The 22,455-nt window shown below is 42.2% G+C and carries 36 protein-coding genes and 1 pseudogene; 36 read left to right on the top strand and 1 reads right to left on the bottom strand.

What is annotated here, in order from left to right; all coding sequences use genetic code 11:
- The first annotated feature begins 57 nt into the window (after positions 1-57).
- Positions 58-2,157 (top strand): elongation factor G, encoded by a 2,100-nt coding sequence (fusA, locus tag LC20001_RS03550; RefSeq protein WP_003680375.1) that lies wholly within the window; start codon positions 58-60, stop codon positions 2,155-2,157.
- A 65-nt stretch (positions 2,158-2,222) separates the two neighbouring features.
- On the opposite strand, the gene LC20001_RS03555 is transcribed toward fusA, so the two are convergent.
- Positions 2,223-2,780, bottom strand: a complete 558-nt coding sequence (locus tag LC20001_RS03555) for a cysteine hydrolase family protein (protein ID WP_010011771.1) — start codon at positions 2,778-2,780, stop codon at positions 2,223-2,225.
- Positions 2,781-3,140: 360 nt separating this feature from the next.
- On the opposite strand from LC20001_RS03555, the gene rpsJ reads away from it, so the two are divergent.
- From rpsJ to rpsI, 35 genes and pseudogenes are all read left to right on the top strand, one after another.
- Positions 3,141-3,449: a 30S ribosomal protein S10 gene (rpsJ, locus tag LC20001_RS03560; protein WP_010011769.1), complete on the top strand. Its 309-nt coding sequence runs from the start codon at positions 3,141-3,143 to the stop codon at positions 3,447-3,449.
- 30 nt (positions 3,450-3,479) lie between these two features.
- Positions 3,480-4,112 carry a 50S ribosomal protein L3 gene (gene rplC, locus LC20001_RS03565; RefSeq protein WP_003679404.1) on the top strand — a complete coding sequence of 211 codons (633 nt, stop codon included), beginning with the start codon at positions 3,480-3,482 and terminating at the stop codon, positions 4,110-4,112.
- Positions 4,113-4,132: 20 nt separating this feature from the next.
- Positions 4,133-4,756, top strand: coding sequence for a 50S ribosomal protein L4 (gene rplD, locus LC20001_RS03570; protein ID WP_003679403.1), 624 nt, complete (start codon positions 4,133-4,135; stop codon positions 4,754-4,756).
- Positions 4,756-5,040 carry a 50S ribosomal protein L23 gene (gene rplW / locus LC20001_RS03575; RefSeq protein WP_003679398.1) on the top strand — a complete coding sequence of 95 codons (285 nt, stop codon included), beginning with the start codon at positions 4,756-4,758 and terminating at the stop codon, positions 5,038-5,040. Before rplD ends, rplW begins: the two co-directional genes overlap by 1 nt.
- Before the next feature lie 34 nt (positions 5,041-5,074).
- Positions 5,075-5,914: a 50S ribosomal protein L2 gene (gene rplB / locus LC20001_RS03580; protein ID WP_003679396.1), complete on the top strand. Its 840-nt coding sequence runs from the start codon at positions 5,075-5,077 to the stop codon at positions 5,912-5,914.
- A gap of 120 nt (positions 5,915-6,034) precedes the next feature.
- Complete coding sequence (gene rpsS, locus LC20001_RS03585; RefSeq protein ID WP_003679394.1) at positions 6,035-6,316, top strand: 30S ribosomal protein S19; 282 nt, start codon at positions 6,035-6,037, stop codon at positions 6,314-6,316.
- Between the two features lie 19 nt (positions 6,317-6,335).
- Positions 6,336-6,683, top strand: a complete 348-nt coding sequence (gene rplV, locus LC20001_RS03590; RefSeq protein WP_010011767.1) for a 50S ribosomal protein L22 — start codon at positions 6,336-6,338, stop codon at positions 6,681-6,683.
- Between the two features lie 13 nt (positions 6,684-6,696).
- A pseudogene (gene rpsC / locus LC20001_RS03595) lies at positions 6,697-7,320 on the top strand (30S ribosomal protein S3); the annotation flags it as partial.
- A 146-nt stretch (positions 7,321-7,466) separates the two neighbouring features.
- Complete coding sequence (gene rplP / locus LC20001_RS03600; protein WP_003679390.1) at positions 7,467-7,901, top strand: 50S ribosomal protein L16; 435 nt, start codon at positions 7,467-7,469, stop codon at positions 7,899-7,901.
- A complete protein-coding gene (gene rpmC, locus LC20001_RS03605; protein ID WP_010011765.1) occupies positions 7,891-8,088 on the top strand; it encodes a 50S ribosomal protein L29 in 198 nt (65 codons plus the stop codon). Before rplP ends, rpmC begins: the two co-directional genes overlap by 11 nt.
- 33 nt (positions 8,089-8,121) lie before the next feature.
- On the top strand, positions 8,122-8,394 hold the full coding sequence (gene rpsQ / locus LC20001_RS03610) for a 30S ribosomal protein S17 (RefSeq protein ID WP_010011764.1): 273 nt from the start codon (positions 8,122-8,124) through the stop codon (positions 8,392-8,394).
- Positions 8,395-8,425: 31 nt separating this feature from the next.
- Positions 8,426-8,794, top strand: a complete 369-nt coding sequence (gene rplN / locus LC20001_RS03615; RefSeq protein ID WP_003679387.1) for a 50S ribosomal protein L14 — start codon at positions 8,426-8,428, stop codon at positions 8,792-8,794.
- A 28-nt stretch (positions 8,795-8,822) separates the two neighbouring features.
- Positions 8,823-9,134, top strand: coding sequence for a 50S ribosomal protein L24 (gene rplX / locus LC20001_RS03620; RefSeq protein ID WP_003679386.1), 312 nt, complete (start codon positions 8,823-8,825; stop codon positions 9,132-9,134).
- A gap of 26 nt (positions 9,135-9,160) precedes the next feature.
- Positions 9,161-9,703, top strand: coding sequence for a 50S ribosomal protein L5 (rplE, locus tag LC20001_RS03625; protein ID WP_003679383.1), 543 nt, complete (start codon positions 9,161-9,163; stop codon positions 9,701-9,703).
- 17 nt (positions 9,704-9,720) lie between these two features.
- A complete protein-coding gene (locus LC20001_RS03630; protein ID WP_010011761.1) occupies positions 9,721-9,906 on the top strand; it encodes a type Z 30S ribosomal protein S14 in 186 nt (61 codons plus the stop codon).
- A 27-nt stretch (positions 9,907-9,933) separates the two neighbouring features.
- Positions 9,934-10,332, top strand: a complete 399-nt coding sequence (gene rpsH, locus LC20001_RS03635; RefSeq protein WP_003679380.1) for a 30S ribosomal protein S8 — start codon at positions 9,934-9,936, stop codon at positions 10,330-10,332.
- A 29-nt stretch (positions 10,333-10,361) separates the two neighbouring features.
- Positions 10,362-10,898, top strand: coding sequence for a 50S ribosomal protein L6 (gene rplF, locus LC20001_RS03640; protein ID WP_003679378.1), 537 nt, complete (start codon positions 10,362-10,364; stop codon positions 10,896-10,898).
- Positions 10,899-10,967: 69 nt separating this feature from the next.
- Positions 10,968-11,333 carry a 50S ribosomal protein L18 gene (gene rplR, locus LC20001_RS03645; RefSeq protein ID WP_003679376.1) on the top strand — a complete coding sequence of 122 codons (366 nt, stop codon included), beginning with the start codon at positions 10,968-10,970 and terminating at the stop codon, positions 11,331-11,333.
- Positions 11,334-11,354: 21 nt separating this feature from the next.
- Positions 11,355-11,861, top strand: a complete 507-nt coding sequence (rpsE, locus tag LC20001_RS03650; protein WP_003679374.1) for a 30S ribosomal protein S5 — start codon at positions 11,355-11,357, stop codon at positions 11,859-11,861.
- 13 nt (positions 11,862-11,874) lie between these two features.
- Positions 11,875-12,057, top strand: a complete 183-nt coding sequence (rpmD, locus tag LC20001_RS03655; RefSeq protein WP_010011759.1) for a 50S ribosomal protein L30 — start codon at positions 11,875-11,877, stop codon at positions 12,055-12,057.
- A 33-nt stretch (positions 12,058-12,090) separates the two neighbouring features.
- Positions 12,091-12,525 (top strand): 50S ribosomal protein L15, encoded by a 435-nt coding sequence (rplO, locus tag LC20001_RS03660; RefSeq protein ID WP_003679372.1) that lies wholly within the window; start codon positions 12,091-12,093, stop codon positions 12,523-12,525.
- Positions 12,525-13,823 (top strand): preprotein translocase subunit SecY, encoded by a 1,299-nt coding sequence (gene secY, locus LC20001_RS03665; protein ID WP_010011757.1) that lies wholly within the window; start codon positions 12,525-12,527, stop codon positions 13,821-13,823. Before rplO ends, secY begins: the two co-directional genes overlap by 1 nt.
- A 65-nt stretch (positions 13,824-13,888) precedes the next feature.
- Positions 13,889-14,548: an adenylate kinase gene (locus LC20001_RS03670; RefSeq protein WP_003679368.1), complete on the top strand. Its 660-nt coding sequence runs from the start codon at positions 13,889-13,891 to the stop codon at positions 14,546-14,548.
- A gap of 298 nt (positions 14,549-14,846) precedes the next feature.
- Positions 14,847-15,065 carry a translation initiation factor IF-1 gene (gene infA, locus LC20001_RS03675; RefSeq protein ID WP_010011755.1) on the top strand — a complete coding sequence of 73 codons (219 nt, stop codon included), beginning with the start codon at positions 14,847-14,849 and terminating at the stop codon, positions 15,063-15,065.
- 51 nt (positions 15,066-15,116) lie between these two features.
- Entirely contained in the window at positions 15,117-15,233 is a 117-nt protein-coding gene (gene rpmJ / locus LC20001_RS03680; RefSeq protein ID WP_010011753.1) for a 50S ribosomal protein L36, read from the top strand.
- 33 nt (positions 15,234-15,266) lie between these two features.
- A complete protein-coding gene (gene rpsM / locus LC20001_RS03685) occupies positions 15,267-15,632 on the top strand; it encodes a 30S ribosomal protein S13 (protein WP_003679366.1) in 366 nt (121 codons plus the stop codon).
- A gap of 24 nt (positions 15,633-15,656) precedes the next feature.
- Positions 15,657-16,046: a 30S ribosomal protein S11 gene (gene rpsK, locus LC20001_RS03690; RefSeq protein WP_003679365.1), complete on the top strand. Its 390-nt coding sequence runs from the start codon at positions 15,657-15,659 to the stop codon at positions 16,044-16,046.
- A gap of 83 nt (positions 16,047-16,129) precedes the next feature.
- Positions 16,130-17,068 (top strand): DNA-directed RNA polymerase subunit alpha, encoded by a 939-nt coding sequence (locus tag LC20001_RS03695; RefSeq protein WP_003679363.1) that lies wholly within the window; start codon positions 16,130-16,132, stop codon positions 17,066-17,068.
- 33 nt (positions 17,069-17,101) lie between these two features.
- Positions 17,102-17,485 carry a 50S ribosomal protein L17 gene (gene rplQ / locus LC20001_RS03700; protein ID WP_003679362.1) on the top strand — a complete coding sequence of 128 codons (384 nt, stop codon included), beginning with the start codon at positions 17,102-17,104 and terminating at the stop codon, positions 17,483-17,485.
- A gap of 249 nt (positions 17,486-17,734) precedes the next feature.
- Entirely contained in the window at positions 17,735-18,580 is an 846-nt protein-coding gene (locus tag LC20001_RS03705; RefSeq protein WP_010011750.1) for an energy-coupling factor ABC transporter ATP-binding protein, read from the top strand.
- Positions 18,556-19,437 carry an energy-coupling factor ABC transporter ATP-binding protein gene (locus LC20001_RS03710; RefSeq protein ID WP_003679358.1) on the top strand — a complete coding sequence of 294 codons (882 nt, stop codon included), beginning with the start codon at positions 18,556-18,558 and terminating at the stop codon, positions 19,435-19,437. The genes LC20001_RS03705 and LC20001_RS03710 overlap by 25 nt, the downstream gene beginning before the upstream one ends.
- A complete protein-coding gene (locus LC20001_RS03715; protein WP_010011749.1) occupies positions 19,427-20,224 on the top strand; it encodes an energy-coupling factor transporter transmembrane component T family protein in 798 nt (265 codons plus the stop codon). The genes LC20001_RS03710 and LC20001_RS03715 overlap by 11 nt, the downstream gene beginning before the upstream one ends.
- A 352-nt stretch (positions 20,225-20,576) precedes the next feature.
- Complete coding sequence (gene truA / locus LC20001_RS03720; RefSeq protein ID WP_010011746.1) at positions 20,577-21,362, top strand: tRNA pseudouridine(38-40) synthase TruA; 786 nt, start codon at positions 20,577-20,579, stop codon at positions 21,360-21,362.
- 133 nt (positions 21,363-21,495) lie between these two features.
- Entirely contained in the window at positions 21,496-21,939 is a 444-nt protein-coding gene (gene rplM / locus LC20001_RS03725) for a 50S ribosomal protein L13 (RefSeq protein ID WP_003679352.1), read from the top strand.
- A gap of 13 nt (positions 21,940-21,952) precedes the next feature.
- On the top strand, positions 21,953-22,348 hold the full coding sequence (gene rpsI, locus LC20001_RS03730; protein ID WP_003679350.1) for a 30S ribosomal protein S9: 396 nt from the start codon (positions 21,953-21,955) through the stop codon (positions 22,346-22,348).
- Positions 22,349-22,455: the final 107 nt, after the last annotated feature.

Consider the following 22,455-nt stretch of genomic DNA (forward strand, 5'->3'; position numbering starts at 1 on the left):
TAATGACTATTGAGGTCGCATAGACGACTTTTTAATGAGAGGAGAAACATTTCTACAATGGCAAACACTCGTGAATTTCCGTTAGAAAGAACCCGTAATATTGGGATCGTTGCCCATATTGATGCCGGTAAAACAACGGCAACTGAGCGTATCTTGTATTACACTGGTAAAATCCATAAAATTGGTGAAACCCATGAAGGTGCTTCACAAATGGACTGGATGGAACAAGAACAAGAACGTGGTATTACGATCACTTCTGCAGCAACAACTGCACAATGGAAGAACCATCGGATCAACATCATCGATACTCCAGGACACGTTGACTTCACAATCGAAGTTGAACGTTCCCTACGTGTCTTAGATGGTGCCGTTGTTATTCTTGATGCTCAAGCAGGGGTTGAACCACAAACTGAAAATGTTTGGCGTCAATCAACTACTTACGGTGTTCCTCGTATCGTATTCGCTAATAAGATGGATAAGCTTGGTGCAGACTTTGATTATTCCGTTTCTACTATTAGAGATCGTTTACAAGCTAACGCATTGCCAATCCAAATGCCAATCGGTGCTGAAGATGACTTCGAAGGTGTCATTGACTTGGTTGAAATGAAAGCTGATCTTTATGACGAAGATGAATTAGGGACTAAATGGGATACCGTTGACGTACCTGATGAATATAAAGAAGAAGCAGCAAAACGCCGGACACAATTGATTGAACAATTGGCCGACATTGATGATGGCATCATGGAAAAATATCTTGACGGTCAAGATATTCCTAAGGATGAAATCAAAGCAGCTATCCGTAAAGCAACTTTGAATTTGGAAGCTTACCCAGTATTAGCTGGTTCAGCCTTCAAGAACAAAGGTGTGCAGATGATGTTGGATGCCGTTAACGATTACTTGCCATCACCACTTGATGTTAAACCATATCCAGCAACTGATCCTGCTACAGGTGAAGAAGTTGAACTGGTTGCCGGTGACGATAAAAACTTCGCTGCCTTAGCATTTAAGATCGCAACGGATCCATTCGTTGGTCGTTTAACCTTTATCCGTGTGTACTCCGGTACTTTGGAATCAGGTTCATACGTCTTGAACGCAACTAAGGATACTCGTGAACGTGTTGGTCGTTTGCTACAAATGCATTCTAACCACCGTACTGAAATTCCTGAAGTTTTCTCTGGTGATATTGCTGCTGCTATCGGTTTGAAGAACACTACAACTGGTGATTCCTTAACTGATGTTAAGCATCCATTGATTCTTGAATCAATGGAATTTCCTGATCCAGTTATCCAGGTTTCAATCGAACCTAAGACTAAAGCAGATCAAGATAAGATGGATATTGCTTTACAAAAGCTTGCTGAAGAAGATCCAAGTTTCAAGGCTGAAACAAACCCTGAAACTGGCGAAACTTTAATTGCCGGTATGGGCGAATTGCATTTGGATATCATCGTTGACCGTATGCGTCGTGAATTCAACGTTGAAGCAACTGTTGGTGCACCACAAGTTGCTTACCGTGAAACATTCACAAAACAAGCTTCCGCTCAAGGTAAGTTTGTTCGCCAGTCTGGTGGTAAAGGTCAATATGGTGACGTTTGGGTCGAATTTACACCTAACGAAGAGGGTGGCGGCTTCGAATTCGAAGACAACATCGTCGGTGGTGTCGTTCCTCGTGAATTTATCCCAGCCGTTGAACAAGGTTTGAAAGAAGCTATGGCTAACGGTGTCTTGGCTGGTTACCCATTGGTCGACGTTAAGGCTCGTCTATATGATGGTTCTTATCATGATGTCGATTCTAGTGAAGCCGCATTTAAAGTTGCCGCTTCAATGTCACTTCGTGCTGCTGCTAAAAAGGCTGGCGCAGTGATTCTAGAACCAATCATGAAGGTCGAAATCGTTGCTCCTGAAGATAATTTAGGGGACGTTATGGGCCACGTAACAGCTCGTCGCGGCCGTGTTGAAGGTATGGAAGCACGTGGTAACACGCAAATGGTTAATGCCATGGTTCCATTATCCGAAATGTTCGGTTATGCAACAACCTTACGTTCAGCTACCCAAGGCCGTGGTACTTTCACAATGACATTTGATCATTACGAAGCTGTACCTAAGTCAGTTCAAGCTGAAATTATTAAGAAAAATGGCGGCACACCAGCTGCAGACTAATTTAGCTTAATAAATTGTACTAAAAAATCCGTTATGAGAATAATTCTCATAACGGATTTTTTGTTTTAATCAACAATTTTGGCACCAAGGACGTTGGCAAAATGATCTAGGGCCCATTCTTGACCTTGCGGATTAAAAGTGGCTACGGCACCACGATGAATGACTAAGTGGTAGCCGAGGTTATATGCGCTAATGGCGGTGTGCAAAACGCAAATGTCAGTGCAGACGCCAGTTAGATGCAAGGTGTCGATCTGCCGTTCCCGTAAGCGTAAGTCCAAATCAGTGCCAGCGAAGGCACTATAACGCGTTTTGGCGAACTGAATAACTCTGGTCAACTTTTGATTAGTCGTGTACCAGGAAGCTAACTGGCCATATAATTCACGGCCCCAGCTGTCAGCAACATTGTGCGGTGGAAATAATTTGGTTTCAGGATGGTAGGGGTCGTGGGGCTTATGCACATCGGTGGGGAGAAATACCCAGTCATTGCGAGTGATAAATTGATCTGCTAATGCTACGATAGCTGACTCGATTACTTGCGCTGGTTTACCAGCAGTTAAGGCGCCGTTATCAGCTACGAAGTCGTTGGTATAATCAATGATCAGTAACGCGGTATTGTTTGCCAAAAGTAATCACCTCTATATAATAGTAGATTAAGCCTAAATCCACTTAGCGGCCTTGTCAACATAAACGAAATAAATTGCTTCTTGGTCCAAGAATATTGTATGATAGTCACCGTTGAATTACAGGATATTTGCCTTAGATTGAAAAAATGCAGCTTTTTACAAAAAGAGCTTGCAGTACCGGGCGTCTTCTCGTATAATAGACAAGGTGCTGATTTCCAAGGAGAGACAGCCCCTAGGGAAACCTAGAATTAGCAGTGATGTGGAAGGTTGCGACACACCCGGCCGCTTTGCCATGGCAGAGTGTATTGGGAATTTTCACGGAGCTAGTTTATTTTTAAAATGAACGAAGGAGGGAAAAACATGGCAAAACAAAAGATTCGCATTCGCCTAAAGGCTTACGAACATCGTATCTTAGATCAATCTGCTGAAAAGATTGTCGAGACAGCAAAACGGACAGGGGCTACGATCTCTGGTCCAATTCCGTTGCCAACGGAACGTACATTATATACAGTTATCCGGGCAACACATAAGTTTAAAGACTCACGTGAACAATTTGAAATGCGCACACACAAACGTCTAATCGACATCATCAACCCAACACCTAAAACTGTTGACGCTTTGATGAAGTTAGACTTACCAAGTGGTGTGGATATCGAAATTAAATTATAGTTCAAATACAATTAAATTGGAGGTGTACTCATGACCAGAAAAGGAATCTTAGGAACAAAAGTAGGTATGACGCAAGTCTTTACTGACGCCGGTGAATTAATCCCAGTTACTGTTATCCAAGCAACACCTAACGTGGTATTGCAAGTGAAAACACCAGAAACTGACGGTTACGAAGCTATCCAAGTCGGTTTTCAAGACAAACGTGAAGTTTTATCAAACAAACCTGCTAAGGGTCATGTTGCAAAAGCAAATACGACTCCTAAGCGCTTCATTCGAGAATTTCGCGATGTAGACTTAGGAGATATCAAGGTTGGCGATGAAATCAAAGTTGATACATTCGAGGCTGGCGAAATCGTCGACGTCACGGGTACAACTAAGGGTCATGGTTTCCAAGGCGTTATCAAGAAGAACAACCAACGTCGTGGACCTATGGCGCACGGTTCTCGTTACCATCGTCGTCCTGGTTCATTAGGTGCGATCATTAACCGGGTATTCCCAGGTAAAGCACTACCAGGCCGTATGGGTAACAACACCGTTACTATCCAAAACTTAGAAGTCGTTCGTGTTGATACAGACCGTAATGTGATCTTGATCAAGGGTAATGTCCCTGGTGCTAAGAAATCATTAATTACGATTAAAGACGCTGTTAAGGCAGCTAAATAATCAGGAAGGGAGGATTACAAATGCCAAATGTAGCATTATACAAACAAGATGGCAGCCAAAACGGCGACGTTCAATTGAACGATGACATTTTTGGTATTGCCCCTAACGATAACGTTGTGTTTGATGCAATCATCATGCAACGTGCATCATTACGCCAAGGTACACATGCCGTTAAAAACCGTAGTGCCGTTCGCGGTGGTGGCCGCAAGCCATGGCGTCAAAAAGGTACTGGTCGTGCCCGTCAAGGTTCGATCCGTTCACCTCAATGGCGTGGCGGTGGTGTTGTCTTTGGTCCTACACCACGTTCATATAGCTATAAATTACCGAAGAAGGTACGTCGCTTAGCAATTAAGTCCGTTCTTTCCCAAAAAGTGATTGATGGTAACATCATCGTTGTTGATGCATTTAGCTTCGAACAACCTAAAACAAAACTTTTTGCAGAAAGCCTTAAGAGCTTAGATGTACAAACTAAAGCATTAGTAGTTCTTGAAGATGGTAACGATCAAGCTGCACTTGCTGCACGTAACTTGCCAAACGTTTCTGTGGTTTCCGCAGATGGTATTAACGTGCTTGATGTCGTAGCTAACGATAAATTGATCCTGACTCAAGCTGCTCTTTCTCAAGTAGAGGAGGCTCTTGCATAATGGAAGCACGCGAAGTTGTTTTACGCCCATGGATCACTGAACAATCAATGAGCTTGATGGACGATAAAAAATACACATTCGAAGTTGACGTTCGCGCTAACAAGACACAAGTTAAGTACGCGATCGAAGAAATCTTCGACGTTAAAGTTAAAAATGTCAACATTGCAAACGTACGTGGTAAGTTAAAACGCCAAGGTCGTTATGCTGGTATGACTAAGAAACGTCGTAAAGCAGTTGTTGCTTTGACTGACGATTCAAAAGAAATTACAATTTTCGAAAAATAAATCAATTTTAAATTGATTCTAGGAGGGGAAACGCGTGGCGATTAGAAAATACAAACCGACTACAAACGGTCGGCGGAATATGACTGGCTCTGATTTTGCTGAAATCACAAAAACAAAGCCTGAAAAGTCATTAACCGAATATATGACAAAAACTGCGGGCCGTAATGCTCATGGCCATATCACAGTTCGTCATCGCGCCGGCGGTCACAAGCGTCAATACCGTGTGATCGACTTCAAGCGCCAAAAAGATAATGTACCTGCAATCGTTAAAGCTATTGAATACGATCCAAATCGTTCAGCTAACATTGCGTTACTACAATACACAGATGGTATTAAAACTTATATCATTGCACCAAAAGGTTTAGAAGTTGGCATGCAGGTTCAATCTGGCCCAGATGCTGATATCAAAGTTGGTAATGCTTTACCACTTGCTAATATCCCTGTTGGTACAGTTATCCATAATATTGAATTGAAACCAGGCCATGGCGCACAATTAGTTCGCTCAGCTGGTGCTTCAGCTCAGATCTTGGGTAAAGAAGGTAAGTATGCTTTGGTTCGTTTAGGTTCAGGCGAAGTTCGCATGATCTTGATCGTTAACCGGGCTACGATCGGTGCTGTTGGTAATGAACAACACGAATTGATCAACATCGGTAAAGCTGGTCGTAAACGCTGGATGGGTATCCGTCCTACAGTTCGTGGTTCTGTAATGAACCCTAACGACCATCCACACGGTGGTGGTGAAGGTAAGGCTCCTATCGGTCGTCCATCACCATTGTCACCATGGGGTAAAAAGACCCTTGGTAAGAAGACTCGTAACAAGCGCAAACAATCATCTAAATTCATTGTTCGTGATCGTAAACGGGGCAAACATTAATTATAAAATAAATCAGTTACGCCAGAGCCCTTCTGTTTACGACAGAAGGACATCTGCATTTGCAAGTCAGACTGTGTCACTTTTAGAAGTTGACCTGACTTATGAAAAGGAGGTTTCATAATGAGCCGAAGCTTAAAAAAAGGACCATTCGCTGATGACCATTTATTGAAAAAGATCGCTGCACAAGCCGATCAAGACAAGAAGACCGTTATTAAAACTTGGTCTCGTCGTTCGACGATTTTCCCAAGTTTTATTGGTTACACTATTGCCGTATATGATGGACGGAAACATGTCCCAGTTTATATTCAAGATGACATGGTCGGCCATAAATTAGGCGAATTCGTCCCAACACGGACATTCCATGGTCACGCAAGCGATGACCGTAAGACCAAAGCAAAATAAGCGAGAGGAGGATCATTAAATGTCAGAACAAATTACATCAGCTCGTGCCGTTGCTAAAACAGTACGGATCGCTCCTCGGAAAGCTCGCTTAGTAATGGACTTAATCCGTGGAAAGAGTGTTGCTGAAGCAATTGCAATTCTTAAATTCACCCCAAGAGGCGCTTCACCAATTATTGCTAAGGTATTAAACTCAGCAATTGCGAACGCTGAAAACAACTTCGACTTAGATGCTGAAAGCTTGGTAGTTAGCGAAGCTTTTGTTAACGAAGGACCAACTCTGAAACGTTTCCGTCCTCGTGCCAAAGGTTCTGCTTCACCGATCAACAAACGGACAAGCCACATCACAGTCGTTGTATCTGAAAAATAAGGAGGGATAACGCGTGGGTCAAAAAATTAATCCAATCGGTTTACGAGTTGGTATTTCCCGTGATTGGGAAGCCAAATGGTACGCTGAAAAAGATTTCGGTACACTTTTAAACGAAGATTTAAAAGTACGTAGTTTTATCGAAAAACGTTTAGCAGATGCTTCTGTATCAAAAGTAGAGATCGAACGTGCTGCTAACCGTGTCAATGTTTCAATTCATACTGCAAAACCAGGTATGGTTATCGGTAAAGGCGGTTCTGAAGTTGAAAACTTGCGTAAGCAGTTAAACAACCTAACCGGCAAACGTGTCCACATCAATATCGTTGAAATCAAACAACCAGATCTTGATGCAAAATTAGTTGGCGAAAGTATCGCTCAACAACTTGAAGCGCGTGTTGCTTTCCGTCGTGCCATGAAACAAGCCATCCAACGTACAATGCGTGCTGGTGCTCATGGTATCAAGACAATGGTTTCTGGCCGTTTAAACGGTGCAGATATTGCGCGTAAAGAAATGTATTCAGATGGTACTGTGCCATTGCATACATTACGTGCTGATATTGACTATTCTTGGGACGAAGCAGTTACCACTTATGGTAAATTAGGCGTTAAAACTTGGATCTACCGCGGCGACATCTTACCAGGTGAAACACACGGTGATTCAATCAAAGATAACATTCCAGCTCAAAATAACCGCAATAGTCGCGGTCGTGGCAGCAACCGTGGTGGTAACAACCGCGGCGGCAACCGCAATAACCGTAACAATGGAGCGAAAGGAGGAAACTAAACATGTTAGTACCAAAACGTGTAAAGCATCGTCGCGAATTTCGTGGCAAGATGCGTGGTGAAGCCAAAGGCGGCAAGAACGTCGATTTTGGTGAATATGGTTTGAAGGCTTTAGATTCTTCTTGGATCTCTAACCGCCAGATCGAAGCAGCTCGTGTTGCGATCACGCGTTATATGAAACGTGGTGGGAAAGTATGGATTCGGATCTTCCCGCATAAATCATATACTGAAAAAGGTATCGGTACTCGTATGGGTTCTGGTAAAGGTGCACCAGCAGGCTGGGTAGCCGTTGTTAAACGTCAAAAAGTGATGTTTGAAGTAGCCGGTGTTCCAGAAGAAGTTGCACGTGAAGCTTTACGCTTAGCTGCGAACAAATTACCAGTTCGGACTAAGATCGTAGCACGTGAGGAAGTAGGTGGCGAATCAAATGAAGGCTAAAGAAATTAAAGACTTAACCACTGCTGAAATGCTTGACCGCGAAAAAGAATATAAAGAAGAACTTTTTAATCTTCGTTTCCAATTGGCTACTGGTCAATTAGAAAACACTGCGCGTTTAAAACAAGTACGTAAAAATATTGCTCGCATCAAGACAGTATTACGTCAACAAGAATTAAACCAAGGCTAATAGCAGATCATAGATTAAAGGAGGTCAAACATTTTGAGCGAAAAAGAAACACGTAACGCACGTAAAGTCATCCAAGGCCGTGTCGTATCCGATAAAATGGAAAAAACGATCACTGTTGCGGTAGAAACGACAAAGCAACACCGTACTTACGGCAAGCGGATTCGTTATACAAAGAAATACTACGCTCACGACGAAAACAATGAAGCAAAAACTGGCGATATTGTCCAAATCATGGAAACTCGTCCGTTGTCTGCTAAGAAACGTTTCCGTCTGCTCAAGGTCGTAGAAAAGGCAGTTATTCTATAAACTGAATTATTAACGAGAGGAGGGCTTTTCCGTGATTCAACAAGAAAGTCGTTTAAAAGTCGCTGATAATTCTGGTGCTCGTGAGATCTTAACCATCAAAATTTTAGGCGGTTCACGTGTCAAAACAGCAAATATCGGTGATATTATTGTTGCAACGGTTAAACAAGCAACACCAGGTGGCGTTGTCAAAAAAGGTGACGTTGTCAAAGCGGTTATCGTTCGTACTAAGTCAGGTGCACATCGCCCAGATGGTTCTTACATCAAGTTTGATGAGAACGCAGCTGTAATCATCAACGCTGATAAGAGCCCAAGAGGAACACGTATCTTTGGACCTGTTGCCCGTGAATTACGTGACAACAACTTCATGAAGATTGTTTCTTTGGCACCAGAAGTATTGTAAACAAACAATCTGCAAAGGAGGTTCACCCATGTTCGTAAAAACTGGCGATAAAGTTCGTGTCATCAGCGGTAAAGACAAAGGTAAAGAAGGTACTGTTACTAAAGCATTACCTAAAACTGATCAAGTCATCGTTGAAGGCGTACATGCGATCAAGAAGCATCAAAAAGCAACTAATACTAACCCACAAGGTGGTATTATTGACGCTAATGCTCCAATCCATGTATCTAACGTTATGTTGATCGATCCATCCACTAACGAACCAACTCGTGTCGGTTATAAAGTTGTCGATGGTAAAAAAGTACGTGTCTCCAAAAAATCTGGAGAAGTTATCGATAAATAATTAATTGAAAGGAGGAAAATCGCTCAATGGCTAATCGTTTAAAAGAAAGATACGTAAAAGAAATTACACCAGCAATGATGGAAAAATTCAATTACACATCCGTAATGCAAACACCAAAGGTTGAAAAGATCGTGTTAAATATGGGTGTTGGTGATGCAGTTGCAAATGCTAAAAACTTAGATAATGCAGTTGCTGAATTAAAACTGATTTCTGGTCAACAACCAATCATCACTAAAGCTAAGAAGTCAATTGCCGGCTTCCGCTTACGTGAGGGTATGGCAATCGGGACTAAAGTTACGCTACGTGGTGAACGTATGTATGACTTTTTAGATAAATTAATCAATGTTTCCTTGCCACGTGTCCGTGATTTCCACGGTGTTAGCACAAAGTCATTTGATGGCCGTGGTAACTATACATTAGGTGTTCGTGAACAATTGATTTTCCCAGAAATCGATTATGATCAGGTTGATAAAGTCCGCGGTATGGATATCGTCATTGTTACAACTGCTAACACTGATGAAGAATCACGCGAATTACTGACACAAATCGGAATGCCATTCACAAAATAATAGGGAGGTAATATATCTTGGCTAAGAAATCAATGGTCGCTAAGCAGCAACGTCCTGCTAAATTTTCATCACAAGCTTATACTCGTTGTGAGCGTTGTGGTCGTCCACATTCAGTTTATCGTAAATTCCATTTATGCCGGATCTGCCTTCGTGAATTAGCGCATGCTGGTCAAATTCCAGGCTTAAAGAAAGCTAGCTGGTAAATCTAACTTAAAGGGAGGTTAAACTAAATGGTCATGACTGATCCAATCGCAGATTACTTGACTCGTATTCGTAACGCCAATATGGTGCGTCACGAGTCCTTAGAAGTACCTGCATCTAATATGCTCCGCAGCATTTCAGAAATCTTGAAGCGTGAAGGTTTTATCCGCGACTTCGAATCCGTTGAAGATGACAAACAAGGCATCATCCGCGTATTCTTGAAGTACGGTAAAGATAACGAACGCGTTATTTCCGGCCTCAAACGTATTTCAAAACCAGGTTTACGTGCATACGTCAAAGCTGATGCTGTACCGAAGGTTTTAAACGGCTTAGGTATTGCAATCTTATCCACTTCTGAAGGTGTTCTCACTGATAAAGAAGCTCGGGCTAAGAACATCGGTGGCGAAGTTCTCGCCTACATCTGGTAATTATTCTAAACAATAGGGAGGTGTAACACGTGAGTCGTATCGGTTACAAAGTAATCAATGTACCTGAAAAGGTAACAGTAACTAAAACTGGTGACAGCGTCACAGTTAAAGGTCCTAAAGGTGAATTGACCCGTGAATTCAATCCGTTGATCACAATCACACAGAAAGATAATGTGATTAGTTTTGAACGTGCTGATCATGGTAAAAAGAGCCGTGAATTGCATGGTACAGCCCGGGCTAACTTGGCTAACATGGTCGAAGGTGTCTCCAATGGCTTCACTAAGAAGTTACAATTGGTTGGTGTCGGATATCGTGCCCAATTACAAGGTAAGAAATTGATTTTAAACGTTGGTTATTCCAACCCAGTTGAAATGGAAACTCCAGAAGGCTTGAGCCTTGAAGTTCCTTCAAATACTGAAATCAATGTTTCTGGTATCAGCAAACAAGCTGTTGGTGAATTTGCCGCAGTTATCCGTAGTGTCCGTGCCCCAGAACCTTATAAAGGTAAAGGTATTCGCTACGTTGACGAATATGTTCGTCGTAAGGAAGGCAAGACTGGTAAATAGTTTTACCCAGTCATTCAAAGTTTTACAATACAATTCGCGGTTAAGTGCCGCATAATCTAACTATCAGAGGTGAACATTGTGATTTCTAAACCAGATAAGAATAAGACACGCCAAAAGCGCCATTTACGTGTCCGTGGTAAGATCTCTGGTACTGCTGAGCGCCCACGCTTGAACGTTTTCCGTTCTAATAAGAACATCTACGCGCAATTAATTGATGACGTAGCGGGTGTGACGCTAGCAAGTGCCTCTACATTGGACAAAGAAGTTGAAGCAAGTTCAAAGACTGAAGCTGCAAAAGCTGTTGGCGAATTGATCGCTAAACGTGCCGTTGCTGCTGGTCATGAAAATGTTGTCTTCGATCGTGGCGGCTATTTATATCATGGCCGTGTCCAAGCTTTAGCTGAAGCTGCACGCGAAAACGGATTAGATTTTTAGGAAAAGGAGGAAAACCCATTTATGGCTAAAGCGTTTATTGATCCAAACAAGTTAGACTTGGAAGACAATGTTGTATCCATCAACCGTGTTACTAAGGTTGTCAAAGGTGGCCGTCGTTTGCGTTTTGCTGCGATCGTTATCGTTGGTGACCATAATGGACACGTTGGCTTTGGTACCGGTAAAGCTCAAGAAGTTCCTGAAGCTATCCGTAAAGCCGTTGAAGACGCAAAGAAGAACTTGATCGAAGTACCGATCGTCGGCACAACTGTACCGCATGAAATCATCGGTCGTTTCGGTGGTGCGCGTATCTTGATCAAACCTGCTATTGCTGGTTCTGGTGTTGCAGCTGGTGGTGCTGTACGTTCGATCATGGAACTTGCTGGTGTCCAAGATGTCACTAGTCAATTCTTAGGTTCACATACACCGATCAATGTGGTTCGTGCGACTATGGAAGGTCTTAAGGGCTTACGTCGTGCTGAAAAAGTGGCTGAACTTCGCGGCATTCCAGTCGATCAATTAGAAAACTAGGAGGGCGAAATTCATGGCACAATTAAAAATCACGTTAAAGCGTAGTGCAGCACATCGGATTCCAAATCATCGTGCAATTGTTAAATCAATGGGCCTGTCTAAAGTTAATAGTTCAGTAACATTGCCTGACAATGAAGCCGTTCGTGGCCAATTATTCAAGATTGGTTACTTGGTTAACGTTGAAGAAGTTAAGTAACAATTATTTAGTTTAAGGAGGTGCTCCAACTCAATGAAATTACACGAATTACAAGCAAGCGAAGGCTCGCGTCACGTTCGTAACCGAGTTGGCCGTGGGACTTCATCCGGTAATGGTAAAACAGCCGGTCGTGGTCAAAAGGGTCAAAAAGCTCGTGGTAAAGTACGTTTGGGCTTCGAAGGTGGCCAAATGCCATTATTCCGTCGTATGCCAAAACGTGGTTTCTCGAACATTAACCGCAAAGAATATGCTATTGTAAGTTTGAATGACTTGAATCGTTTCGACGAAGGTACTGATATCACACCAGCATTGTTGGTTGAATCTGGTATCGTTAAAAACGAAAAAGCCGGTATCAAATTATTAGCAAACGGCGAAATCACTAAGAAAGTTACAGTTACGGTTAGCAAGGCTTCGGCTGCAGCTAAACAAGCTGTTGAAGCTGCTGGCGGTAAAATTGAGGTGATTTAATGCTGTCGACCATCAAAAATGCTTGGCATGTGAAGGACATTCGAAATCGGATGTTCTTTACGTTAGGTATTTTGTTAATTTTCCGTTTAGGGACATTTATTACTGTTCCCGGTGTTGATGCAAAGGCATTAACATCGATTGCTTCTTCCGGATTAGTTAGCATGCTGAATATGTTCGGTGGTGGTGGATTAACCAATTATTCCATTTTTGCGATGGGGGTTTCTCCTTACATCACTGCACAAATTGTCATCCAACTTTTGCAGATGGATATTGTGCCCAAATTTGTTGAGTGGAGCAAACAAGGGGAAGTTGGTCGACGTAAGTTAAATCAAATTACACGTTATCTGACGATTGTTCTTGCATTTTTGCAATCAATCGGTATTACTGCTGGCTTTAACGCTTTAAGCGGGCTAGGTTTGGTCAAGAATCCAAATTGGCAAACCTTTGTTATGATCGGTATTATCCTAACTGGTGGCACTATGTTGGTTACTTGGATGGGTGAACAGATCACGGATAAAGGCTTAGGTAATGGGATCTCAATGATCATCTTTGCCGGGATTATTGCGCGCTTACCAAGTGGGATTTATCAAGTTTACCAGCAATGGTTTGAGACAAATCCAAGTACCACACAATTCTGGTTGTACATTTTGTACGCTGTCTTGTTGGTGATCGCAATTTTCCTTGTCGTTGTCCTTGTTACTTACGTCCAACAAGCGGAACGGCGTATCCCGATTCGTTATACACGGCGGGTAACAGATGCTGGCGATAATAGCTACCTACCATTAAAAGTCAACGTTGCGGGGGTTATTCCCGTTATCTTTGCAAGTTCATTTATTGCAACACCGGGTACGATTTTGCAGTATTTTAGTAACACACACTCTGAAGATCAGTGGTTCAAGATCATGACCGATATATTTAGTATGACAACCATTCCTGGTTCAATCTTATATACAGTTTTGATCATTGTCTTCACTTTCTTCTATGCGTTTGTTCAGGTCAATCCGGAAAAGGTTGCCGAAAATTTGCAGAAGCAAGGTAGTTATATTCCAAGTGTTTGGCCAGGAAAAACAACTCAAAAATATATTTCCGGCACGTTGATGCGTTTATCAACTGTTGGTTCTGTCTTCTTGGGTTTGGTAGCTTTGCTGCCGATCTTGGCGCAGAATATTTGGAGTTTACCTGAATCAATCGGACTAGGTGGTACTAGTTTATTGATCGTGGTCGGGGTTGCTTTAGAAGCAGCTCGTCAGATCGAAGGATTGATGATGAAACGACATTACGTTGGTTTTATCCGCTAGAAACGTGTTGAAGCGCTAGCTTTAGCACGTTTCTTATCAATATGGTGAAAAGGAGTGCGTCTTTGATGAATTTGATTTTAATGGGTTTACCTGGTGCTGGTAAAGGGACCCAAGCTGAACAGATTGTAGATACTTACAAAATTCCCCATATTTCTACTGGGGATATGTTCCGGGCAGCAATGAAAGATGAAACTGAATTAGGCCTAAAAGCTAAATCCTTTATGGATAACGGTGATTTGGTTCCTGATGAAGTGACAAACGGAATTGTTAAGGATCGTTTGGCGGAAGCTGATACTAAAGTCGGCTATTTGTTAGATGGTTTTCCACGTAACCTAAGCCAGGCAGAAGCCTTAGAACAAATCACAGCAGATTTAAATAAGCCCCTTGATGGTGTGATCAACATTCAGGTTGATCCTGCATCATTGATGGAACGACTTACTGGTCGTTTTATCTGTAAATCTTGTGGCGCAACTTACCATAAACTTTACAATCCAACAAAAGTTGCTGGCACTTGTGATCGTTGCGGCGGGCATGATTTCTTCCAACGTGATGATGATAAGCCAGAAACTGTCAAGAATCGTTTGGCAGTAAACGAAAAGATGAATACACCGTTACTTGATTTTTACGGCAAAAAGAATTTGTTATTCAATGTTGATGGTAATCAAGATATCAATGATGTTTTTGCTGACATTAAAAAGATCTTAGATCCATTAGCAAGCAAGTAAACCGCAAGGATGCTTGCGTGACTTATGACATTTTGCTATAATTAGCAAGGTTATCTTTTCAAGCCGGTTAGATTATGGTATAATCTGCTGGTTAAAAATCGAAAAGGTGAGTGCAACGTGCTCTCACCATTTTTATATGGAATTGAGCACTTGTCTTAATCGTTTACGATTTGCGTGGTTTCGGCTGTGTAAATAGCGCTCGATTCAAGTAAGTATTGGTAGTCAGTTCAATTTTGGTTGTTGAAGCATAGCGGTTCGTTAGCGAATCAGCTGTAATCAGTTAAGGAGGTACTTCTGCGTGGCGAAAGATGATGTCATTGAGGTCGAAGGAAAAGTCACTGATACATTGCCAAATGCAATGTTCAAGGTAGAACTTGAAAATGGGGCAACAATTCTAGCGACTGTTTCTGGTAAGATCAGAATGCACTATATTCGGATCCTGCCGGGTGATCGAGTTACTGTTGAGTTGTCACCATATGACTTAACACGTGGCCGCATTACCTATCGCTTTAAATAGCATTTTGTATAGGACCGGAAGTTTAGCCTTTTATCTTAGGAGGTATTAGTCATGAAAGTAAGACCATCAGTAAAACGGATGTGTGAACATTGCCGCGTTATCAAACGTAAGGGCCGTGTCATGGTCATTTGTTCTGCTAATCCAAAGCATAAACAACGCCAAGGATAGTAACTAATTCAATTTAATGGAGGTGTCATTTAAATGGCTCGTTTTGAAGGTATTGATTTACCCCGTGGCAAGCAGATTGTCATTGCGTTAACTTACATTTACGGTATTGGTAATACCACTGCTAAAAAAGTTTTAGCAGCTGCTGGTGTCGCTGAGAATATTCGTCAAGATGATCTCACACCAGAACAAGAAGACAAGATCCGTGTTGAACTTGATAAGGTCAAAGTCGAAGGTGACTTACGCCGTGAAGTTAACATGAACATCAAACGTCTTCAAGAAATCGGTTCTTATCGCGGTATGCGTCATCGTCGTGGCTTGCCAGTTCGTGGTCAAAATACCAAGAACAACGCTCGTACACGTAAAGGCAAAAAAGCATCAATCGCCGGTAAGAAAAAATAATCAGTAAAAGGAGGTAAGTAATTAATGGCAAATAGAAAAACAACACGTCGTCGTCGGGTAAAGAAGAATATCGAATCTGGCGTGGCACATATTCATTCTACTTTTAACAACACCTTGATCATGATCACTGATCCCCAAGGGAATGCAATTGCATGGTCTTCAGCAGGTGCTTTAGGTTTTAAGGGTAGTCGTAAATCTACACCGTTTGCTGCACAAATGGCAGCTGAAACAGCTGCTAAAGCATCAATGGAATATGGTATGAAATCCGTTGAAGTTGCAGTTAAAGGTCCTGGTTCAGGTCGTGAAGCAGCAATTCGTTCATTGCAAGCAACTGGTTTGGAAATTACCGCAATTCGCGATGTAACGCCAGTTCCTCATAATGGGTCTCGTCCTCCGAAGCGCCGTCGTGTTTAGTGAGTACGTTTTTCATTTTGAGTTATAAACTGAAACGTACAACATCAAAGACACTTCTCGTTTTGAAAGGGGTAAGAAACTAAATGATCGAATTTGAAAAACCAAATATTGCCAAGGTTGATGAAAGCACAAACTATGGTAAGTTTGTCATTGAGCCGTTAGAACGTGGCTATGGGACAACTTTAGGTAATTCATTGCGGCGTATCCTCTTGGCTTCATTGCCAGGTGCAGCCGTAACGAGTGTTCAAATCGATGGTGTTTTACATGAATTTTCGACCATTGATGGTGTAACCGAAGATGTCACACAAATCATCTTAAACATCAAAAAACTCGCTTTGAAGTTGGATTCTGACGATGATAAGACACTAGAAATCGACGTCAAAGGTCCGGCAACAGTCACTGCTGGTGACATTGAAGCTGATGGGGACGTTGAGATCTTAAATCCTGATCTGTATATTTGTACAGTCGCTGAAGGTGGTCGTTTCCACATTCGGATGACTGCACACAAAGGTCGTGGCTACGTTGCCGCTGATGGTAATAAGGTTGATGACATGCCGATCGGTGTTTTGCCAATCGATTCGATTTATACCCCAATCAGTCGTGTTAATTATCAAGTTGAAAGCACCCGTGTTGGTCGCCGTAACGACTTTGATAAATTAACCTTGGATGTTTGGACGAATGGTTCTATTAGTCCACGAGAAGCAATTAGTTTGGCAGCTAAGATCTTGACTGAGCATTTGGATATCTTCGTTAACTTAACTGATGAAGCTAAAAACGCTGAAATCATGGTAGAAAAAGAAGAAACCCATAAAGAAAAAATGCTTGAAATGACAATCGAAGAACTTGATTTATCTGTTCGTTCATACAACTGTTTGAAACGTGCTGGTATTAATACAGTTCAAGAATTGACTAACAAGACTGAAGCTGACATGATGAAAGTCCGTAACCTTGGACGTAAGTCTTTGGAAGAAGTTAAGGCTAAATTAACTGACTTAGGTCTTTCATTACGTAAAGAAGATTAATCACTTAAATCCATCAAGGGAGGGAACACATTAATGAGTTACCGCAAATTAGGTCGCACAAGTTCACAACGTAAAGCTTTGCTACGCGATTTGACGACTGATTTAATCATGAACGAATCGATCACAACAACTGAAGCTCGTGCTAAAGAAGTACGTTCAACAACTGAAAAAATGATCACTTTAGGTAAAAAAGGCACTTTAGCTGCTCGTCGCCAAGCTGCTGCTTTTATCCGTGATGAAATTGCTGATGTACGTGAAGAAGACGAAAAAGTTGTCGTACAAACAGTTTTACAAAAATTATTTAGTGATGTTGCACCACGTTATGCAGAACGTAACGGTGGTTACACACAAATCTACAAAACCATGCCTCGTCGCGGCGATGGCGCACCAATGGTTGTTTTAAAATTTGTTGACTAATTGTCAATGATCAACCAGGATTAAAAACGATCACTTCTAAAATGTTTGACTAGAGTGTTATGATGTTGGTTAGTTGTTTTTCCAAGTCTAGCTCGATGGTTGGCGAATCGTGTATTCGATCACATTTTAGAATGTGATTTTTTTTTACGCAAAATTTTTGTCTTAGTGGAAAAAGACACACGAAAAGCGCTTAATATGCTATCATGGAAACATTGAGAAAAAGTAAATTGAACGGTAAAGGTGACTGTTGTGACAAAAATTATTGAAGTCGAACATTTAAATTTCCGTTACCCGCAAACGGAAGGACGACCAGCGCTAAGTGATGTTAATTTAACGATTGAGCAAGGCGAGTGGGTTGCTATCATCGGCCATAACGGTAGTGGTAAGTCGACTTTGGCGAAGTCACTAGATGGGTTGCTACCATTGAACCCAGAAAGTGGTAAAATTCGCGTTGCTGGAATTGAATTAACTGAAGATAGTGTGTGGGATATTCGACGCCAAATTGGCATGGTTTTTCAGAATCCTGATAATCAATTTGTTGGGGCTACTGTTGAAGATGATGTCGCCTTTGGCTTGGAAAATATTGGCTTGCCACGTGATGAGATGGTTACGCGTGTGCATGACGCTTTGGCACGCGTACGGATGACCGAGTTCGCTGATCGTGAACCAGCTCGTTTATCGGGTGGGCAAAAGCAACGGGTGGCGATTGCTGGTGTAATCGCGTTGCAACCGCAGATCATTATTTTAGATGAATCGACGAGTATGCTTGATCCCAATGGGCGGATCGAAGTTCTAGATACAGTTCGTGAGCTAAAGGAACAGGAAAATTTGACAGTGATCTCGATCACCCATGATATCGATGAAGCAGCTAACGCTAACCGCATTGTTATTTTGGACGATGGTGAGATCAAGGAATCAGGCACGCCAGCGGAAATCTTTCAGTATGGCGAGCGTTTGATCGAATTAGGTCTTGATGTTCCTTATGCCGAGCGGTTAAAGGCGGCCTTGCATCGCCAAGGCTTAATTGTACCGCAACAATACTTAACTGAGGAAGGGTTGGTGGATTGGCTATGGACATTACATTCCAAGATGTAGCTTATACTTACCAGGCCGGAACGCCCTTTGAAAGCCAGGCGCTACATGATATTAATTTAACGATCGCAGATCAGAGTTTCACGGCGATCATTGGCCATACCGGTAGTGGCAAATCAACCCTAGTCCAACACCTTAATGCATTGTTAAAACCTACTAGCGGCACAGTAACGATTGGTGACCGGCAAATTACGCCGGAGACCAACAATAAAAATTTAAAACCCTTGCGGCAAAAAGTTGGAATGGTGTTCCAATTTCCAGAGAACCAGTTATTTGAGGAAACCGTTGCTAAAGATATTGCATTTGGTCCGATGAATTTTGGCATGAGTGCAACTGATGCAGCGAAGAAGGCTGCTGAGATGCTTGATTTAGTAGGTCTACCGGCTGAATTACTGGAACGCTCACCATTTGATCTATCTGGTGGTCAAATGCGGCGTGTGGCTATTGCTGGCGTTTTAGCGATGGCTCCTGAAGTTTTGATCCTGGATGAACCAACAGCGGGCTTAGATCCAGCCGGTCGTCGTGAGATTATGGGGATGGTCACACGATTACATGAGCAACAAAAATTAACCGTTGTTTTGATCACGCATCATATGGAAGATGTGGCTAATTATGCTGATCACGTGATCGTGATGGAACATGGGACAGTAGCTAAGGTAGGCCAACCAAGCGAGATATTTCAGGATGTAGAGTGGCTGCAGAAACGGCAACTGGGTGTACCGGAAACCACTGAATTTGCGGCGCGGCTGCAAAAGCGAGGCTTTAAGTTTACCCGGTTACCACTAACTGAAGTTGAATTGGCAGCGGCGTTGTTGCCTCAATTACCTCGAGAGGCGGTGAGTCAGCCACATGATGAATAAATTGCTGTTTGGCCGTTTTATTCCTGGTAACTCGGTGATCCATCGTTTGGATCCGCGGAATAAATTATTGCTTAGTTTCTATTATATTGGAATCATTTTTTTAGCCAACAACTGGTTGACCTATCTAGTCTTGTTCTTGTTTACCATTTTAGCTGTACGTTTATCGAATATTAAGATGAGTTTCTTTATTCGCGGTGTTCGACCGTTGATCTGGCTGATTCTCTTCACCGTACTACTACAAGTATTCTTTACGCGTGGGGGAACTACCTATTGGTCTTGGGGACCGATTGTTTTATCCCAATTTGGGATCGTTAACGGGGTTTATATCTTCATGCGCTTTGTACTGATTATTTTCATGTCGACTTTATTGACGCTGACGACACCCCCCTTATCATTGGCTGATGCAATCGAGGCAATTTTGAAACCGCTGCGGATCGTACATTTTCCAGTGTATGAAGTTGCGTTAATGCTTTCAATTGCGCTACGGTTTGTGCCAACATTGATGGATGAAACTGAAAAAATCATGAACGCGCAACGAGCGCGCGGGGTTGATTTTGGCGAAGGTAATATTTTTCAACAGATGCGTGCAGTTGTTCCTTTACTGATTCCGTTATTCGTTAGTTCGTTTAATCGTGCTGAAGATTTAGCGACAGCGATGGAAGCGCGTGGCTATCAAGGCGGTGAAGGTCGCAGTAAATACCGCATTCTAACTTGGCGCGCTGCTGACAATTGGGCAGTGATTGCTTTTGTGTTACTGACAGGTATTTTAATTTGGTTACGTGCATAAATAATAACTGGTGGGTTTGAGGTGAGTAGTGCCTTTAACCCACCGTTTTTATTGGCGTTACAACAGGTGTAACATCAAGGTTGATCAGCGTTTTTTGCTAATCAACTACCTTAAAAGTGAAGTAGAGCCATGTTTCTTGCGGGACGATTTTTACCACAAGAATGGCCATCGCCCGTAACATCAAGGTTGATTAGCGTTTTTTGCTGATCAACTACCTTAAAAGTGAAGTAGAGCCATGTTTCTTGCGGGACGATTTTTACCACAAGAATGGCCATCGCCCGTAACATCAAGGTTGATTAGCGTTTTTTGCTGATCAACTACCTTAAAAGTGAAGTAGAAAGGAGAGCTTGGTTTGTTACGTTATAAAGTTACGATTGCCTATGACGGTACTCAATTTGCAGGCTTTCAGCTCCAAGTGAAGCAACGGACTGTACAGGGGGTCATGGAGAAGGCTGTACGAACCATTGCTAAATCACCAACCCGGATCGTGGTCAACGGTTCTGGCCGTACCGATGCGGGTGTTCATGCATTAGGGCAGGTCGTGCATTTTGATTTTCCATTTGTCTTACCAGCCGCTGCGATGTTAAAAGCCTTAAATAGTTTGCTACCATTGGATGTAGTGGTCAAGGATTGCCAAGTTGCGGACCCGGGATTCCATGCGCGCTATGACACAACAGGTAAACGGTATGTTTATCGCGTTAGCCGTGGTTATTATACGGATCCTTTTCGTCGTTTTTACACTGGTCATTGGAAGTACGCTTTAGATGTGGATAAAATTGAACTAGCGCTGACTGATTTTATTGGTACGCATGATTTTAGTAGTTTTGCTGCATCTGGTGGCAGTATTAAAAATAAGGTACGCACAATTTTTGCTGCCACTGTAACTGAGGATCCAGCGAGTGATGAATTAATTTTTGAATTCTATGGTAATGGCTTCTTATATAATATGGTACGTATTATGGTTGGGGTTGCTTTAGAAATTGGTAATGGTCGTCGGCCAGTGCACGATATTTTACGTTTATACGAAGTTAAAGACCGTACACAAGCACGTTACACGGCACCGGCTAGTGGACTTTACTTGAAAAAAGTCTATTATGGTGATGGTCCAGCTGATAAAGGTGATTTGGTTACGCTTTAATGATAAATAATTGCGAAATTGATTGACAGTTTGTAGTAAAATAGTTAAGATTATAGCTGGTACTGTTTACCCCACGATAAGCCCCGGAAACTTACTGGTGTTTAAACAGACACAGAAAAATGGAGGAATACACGTGCGCTCAACATATTTAGCAAAACCAGGCGAAGTAGAACACAAATGGTACGTTGTCGATGCAACTGATATTGCATTAGGCCGTTTATCCACAGTTGTGGCTTCTATCTTACGCGGTAAAAACAAACCAACATTTACACCAAACGTTGATACTGGTGACCACGTCATCATCATCAATGCAGAAAAAGTACTCTTAACTGGCCGTAAAGCGACTGATAAGATTTACTATCATCATACCCTTCATCCAGGCGGTTTGAAGCAGATTTCTGCAGGCGAATTGCGTGAAAAGAACCCAGTTCGTTTATTGGAATTATCCATCAAAGGGATGCTTCCAAAGAACACATTGGGTCATGCTCAATTTATGAAATTGCATGTTTACGCAGGTCCTGAACATAAGAATGCTGCACAACAACCAGAAACTTTGGATATTACAAACCTAATTTAAGGAGGGAAATGAATTGGCAGAAAAAGTTCAATATATTGGTACAGGCCGTCGTAAAAACTCAGTTGCCCGTGTACGTTTAGTACCAGGTACTGGTAAAATTACGATCAACGGTAAAGACCAAACAGATTATATTCCATTTGCAAATATTCGCGAAGATATGGTTCAACCATTTGGTATCACTGATACAAATGATAGTTACGATGTTTTCGTTAACGTTAACGGCGGTGGCTTCTCTGGCCAAGCCGGCGCAATTCGTCATGGTATTTCACGGGCACTATTAAACGTAGACCCTGATTTCCGTGGACCTTTAAAACGCGCAGGTCTCTTAACTCGTGACCCACGTATGAAAGAACGTAAGAAGCCAGGCTTGAAGAAAGCTCGTAAGGCTAGTCAGTTCTCAAAGCGTTAATCCGGCACGTTATAACAGGCCTGATTACGATTTTAATTTTTACCCCAATCAACAAAATTCGCTCAGAAAATTGAACGTTGGGGTAAGATTTGGGGTAATGGTTACCC

Origin of the sequence: Loigolactobacillus coryniformis subsp. coryniformis KCTC 3167 = DSM 20001 (genome assembly GCF_002706425.1) — a bacterium.
Lineage (GTDB): Bacteria > Bacillota > Bacilli > Lactobacillales > Lactobacillaceae > Loigolactobacillus > Loigolactobacillus coryniformis.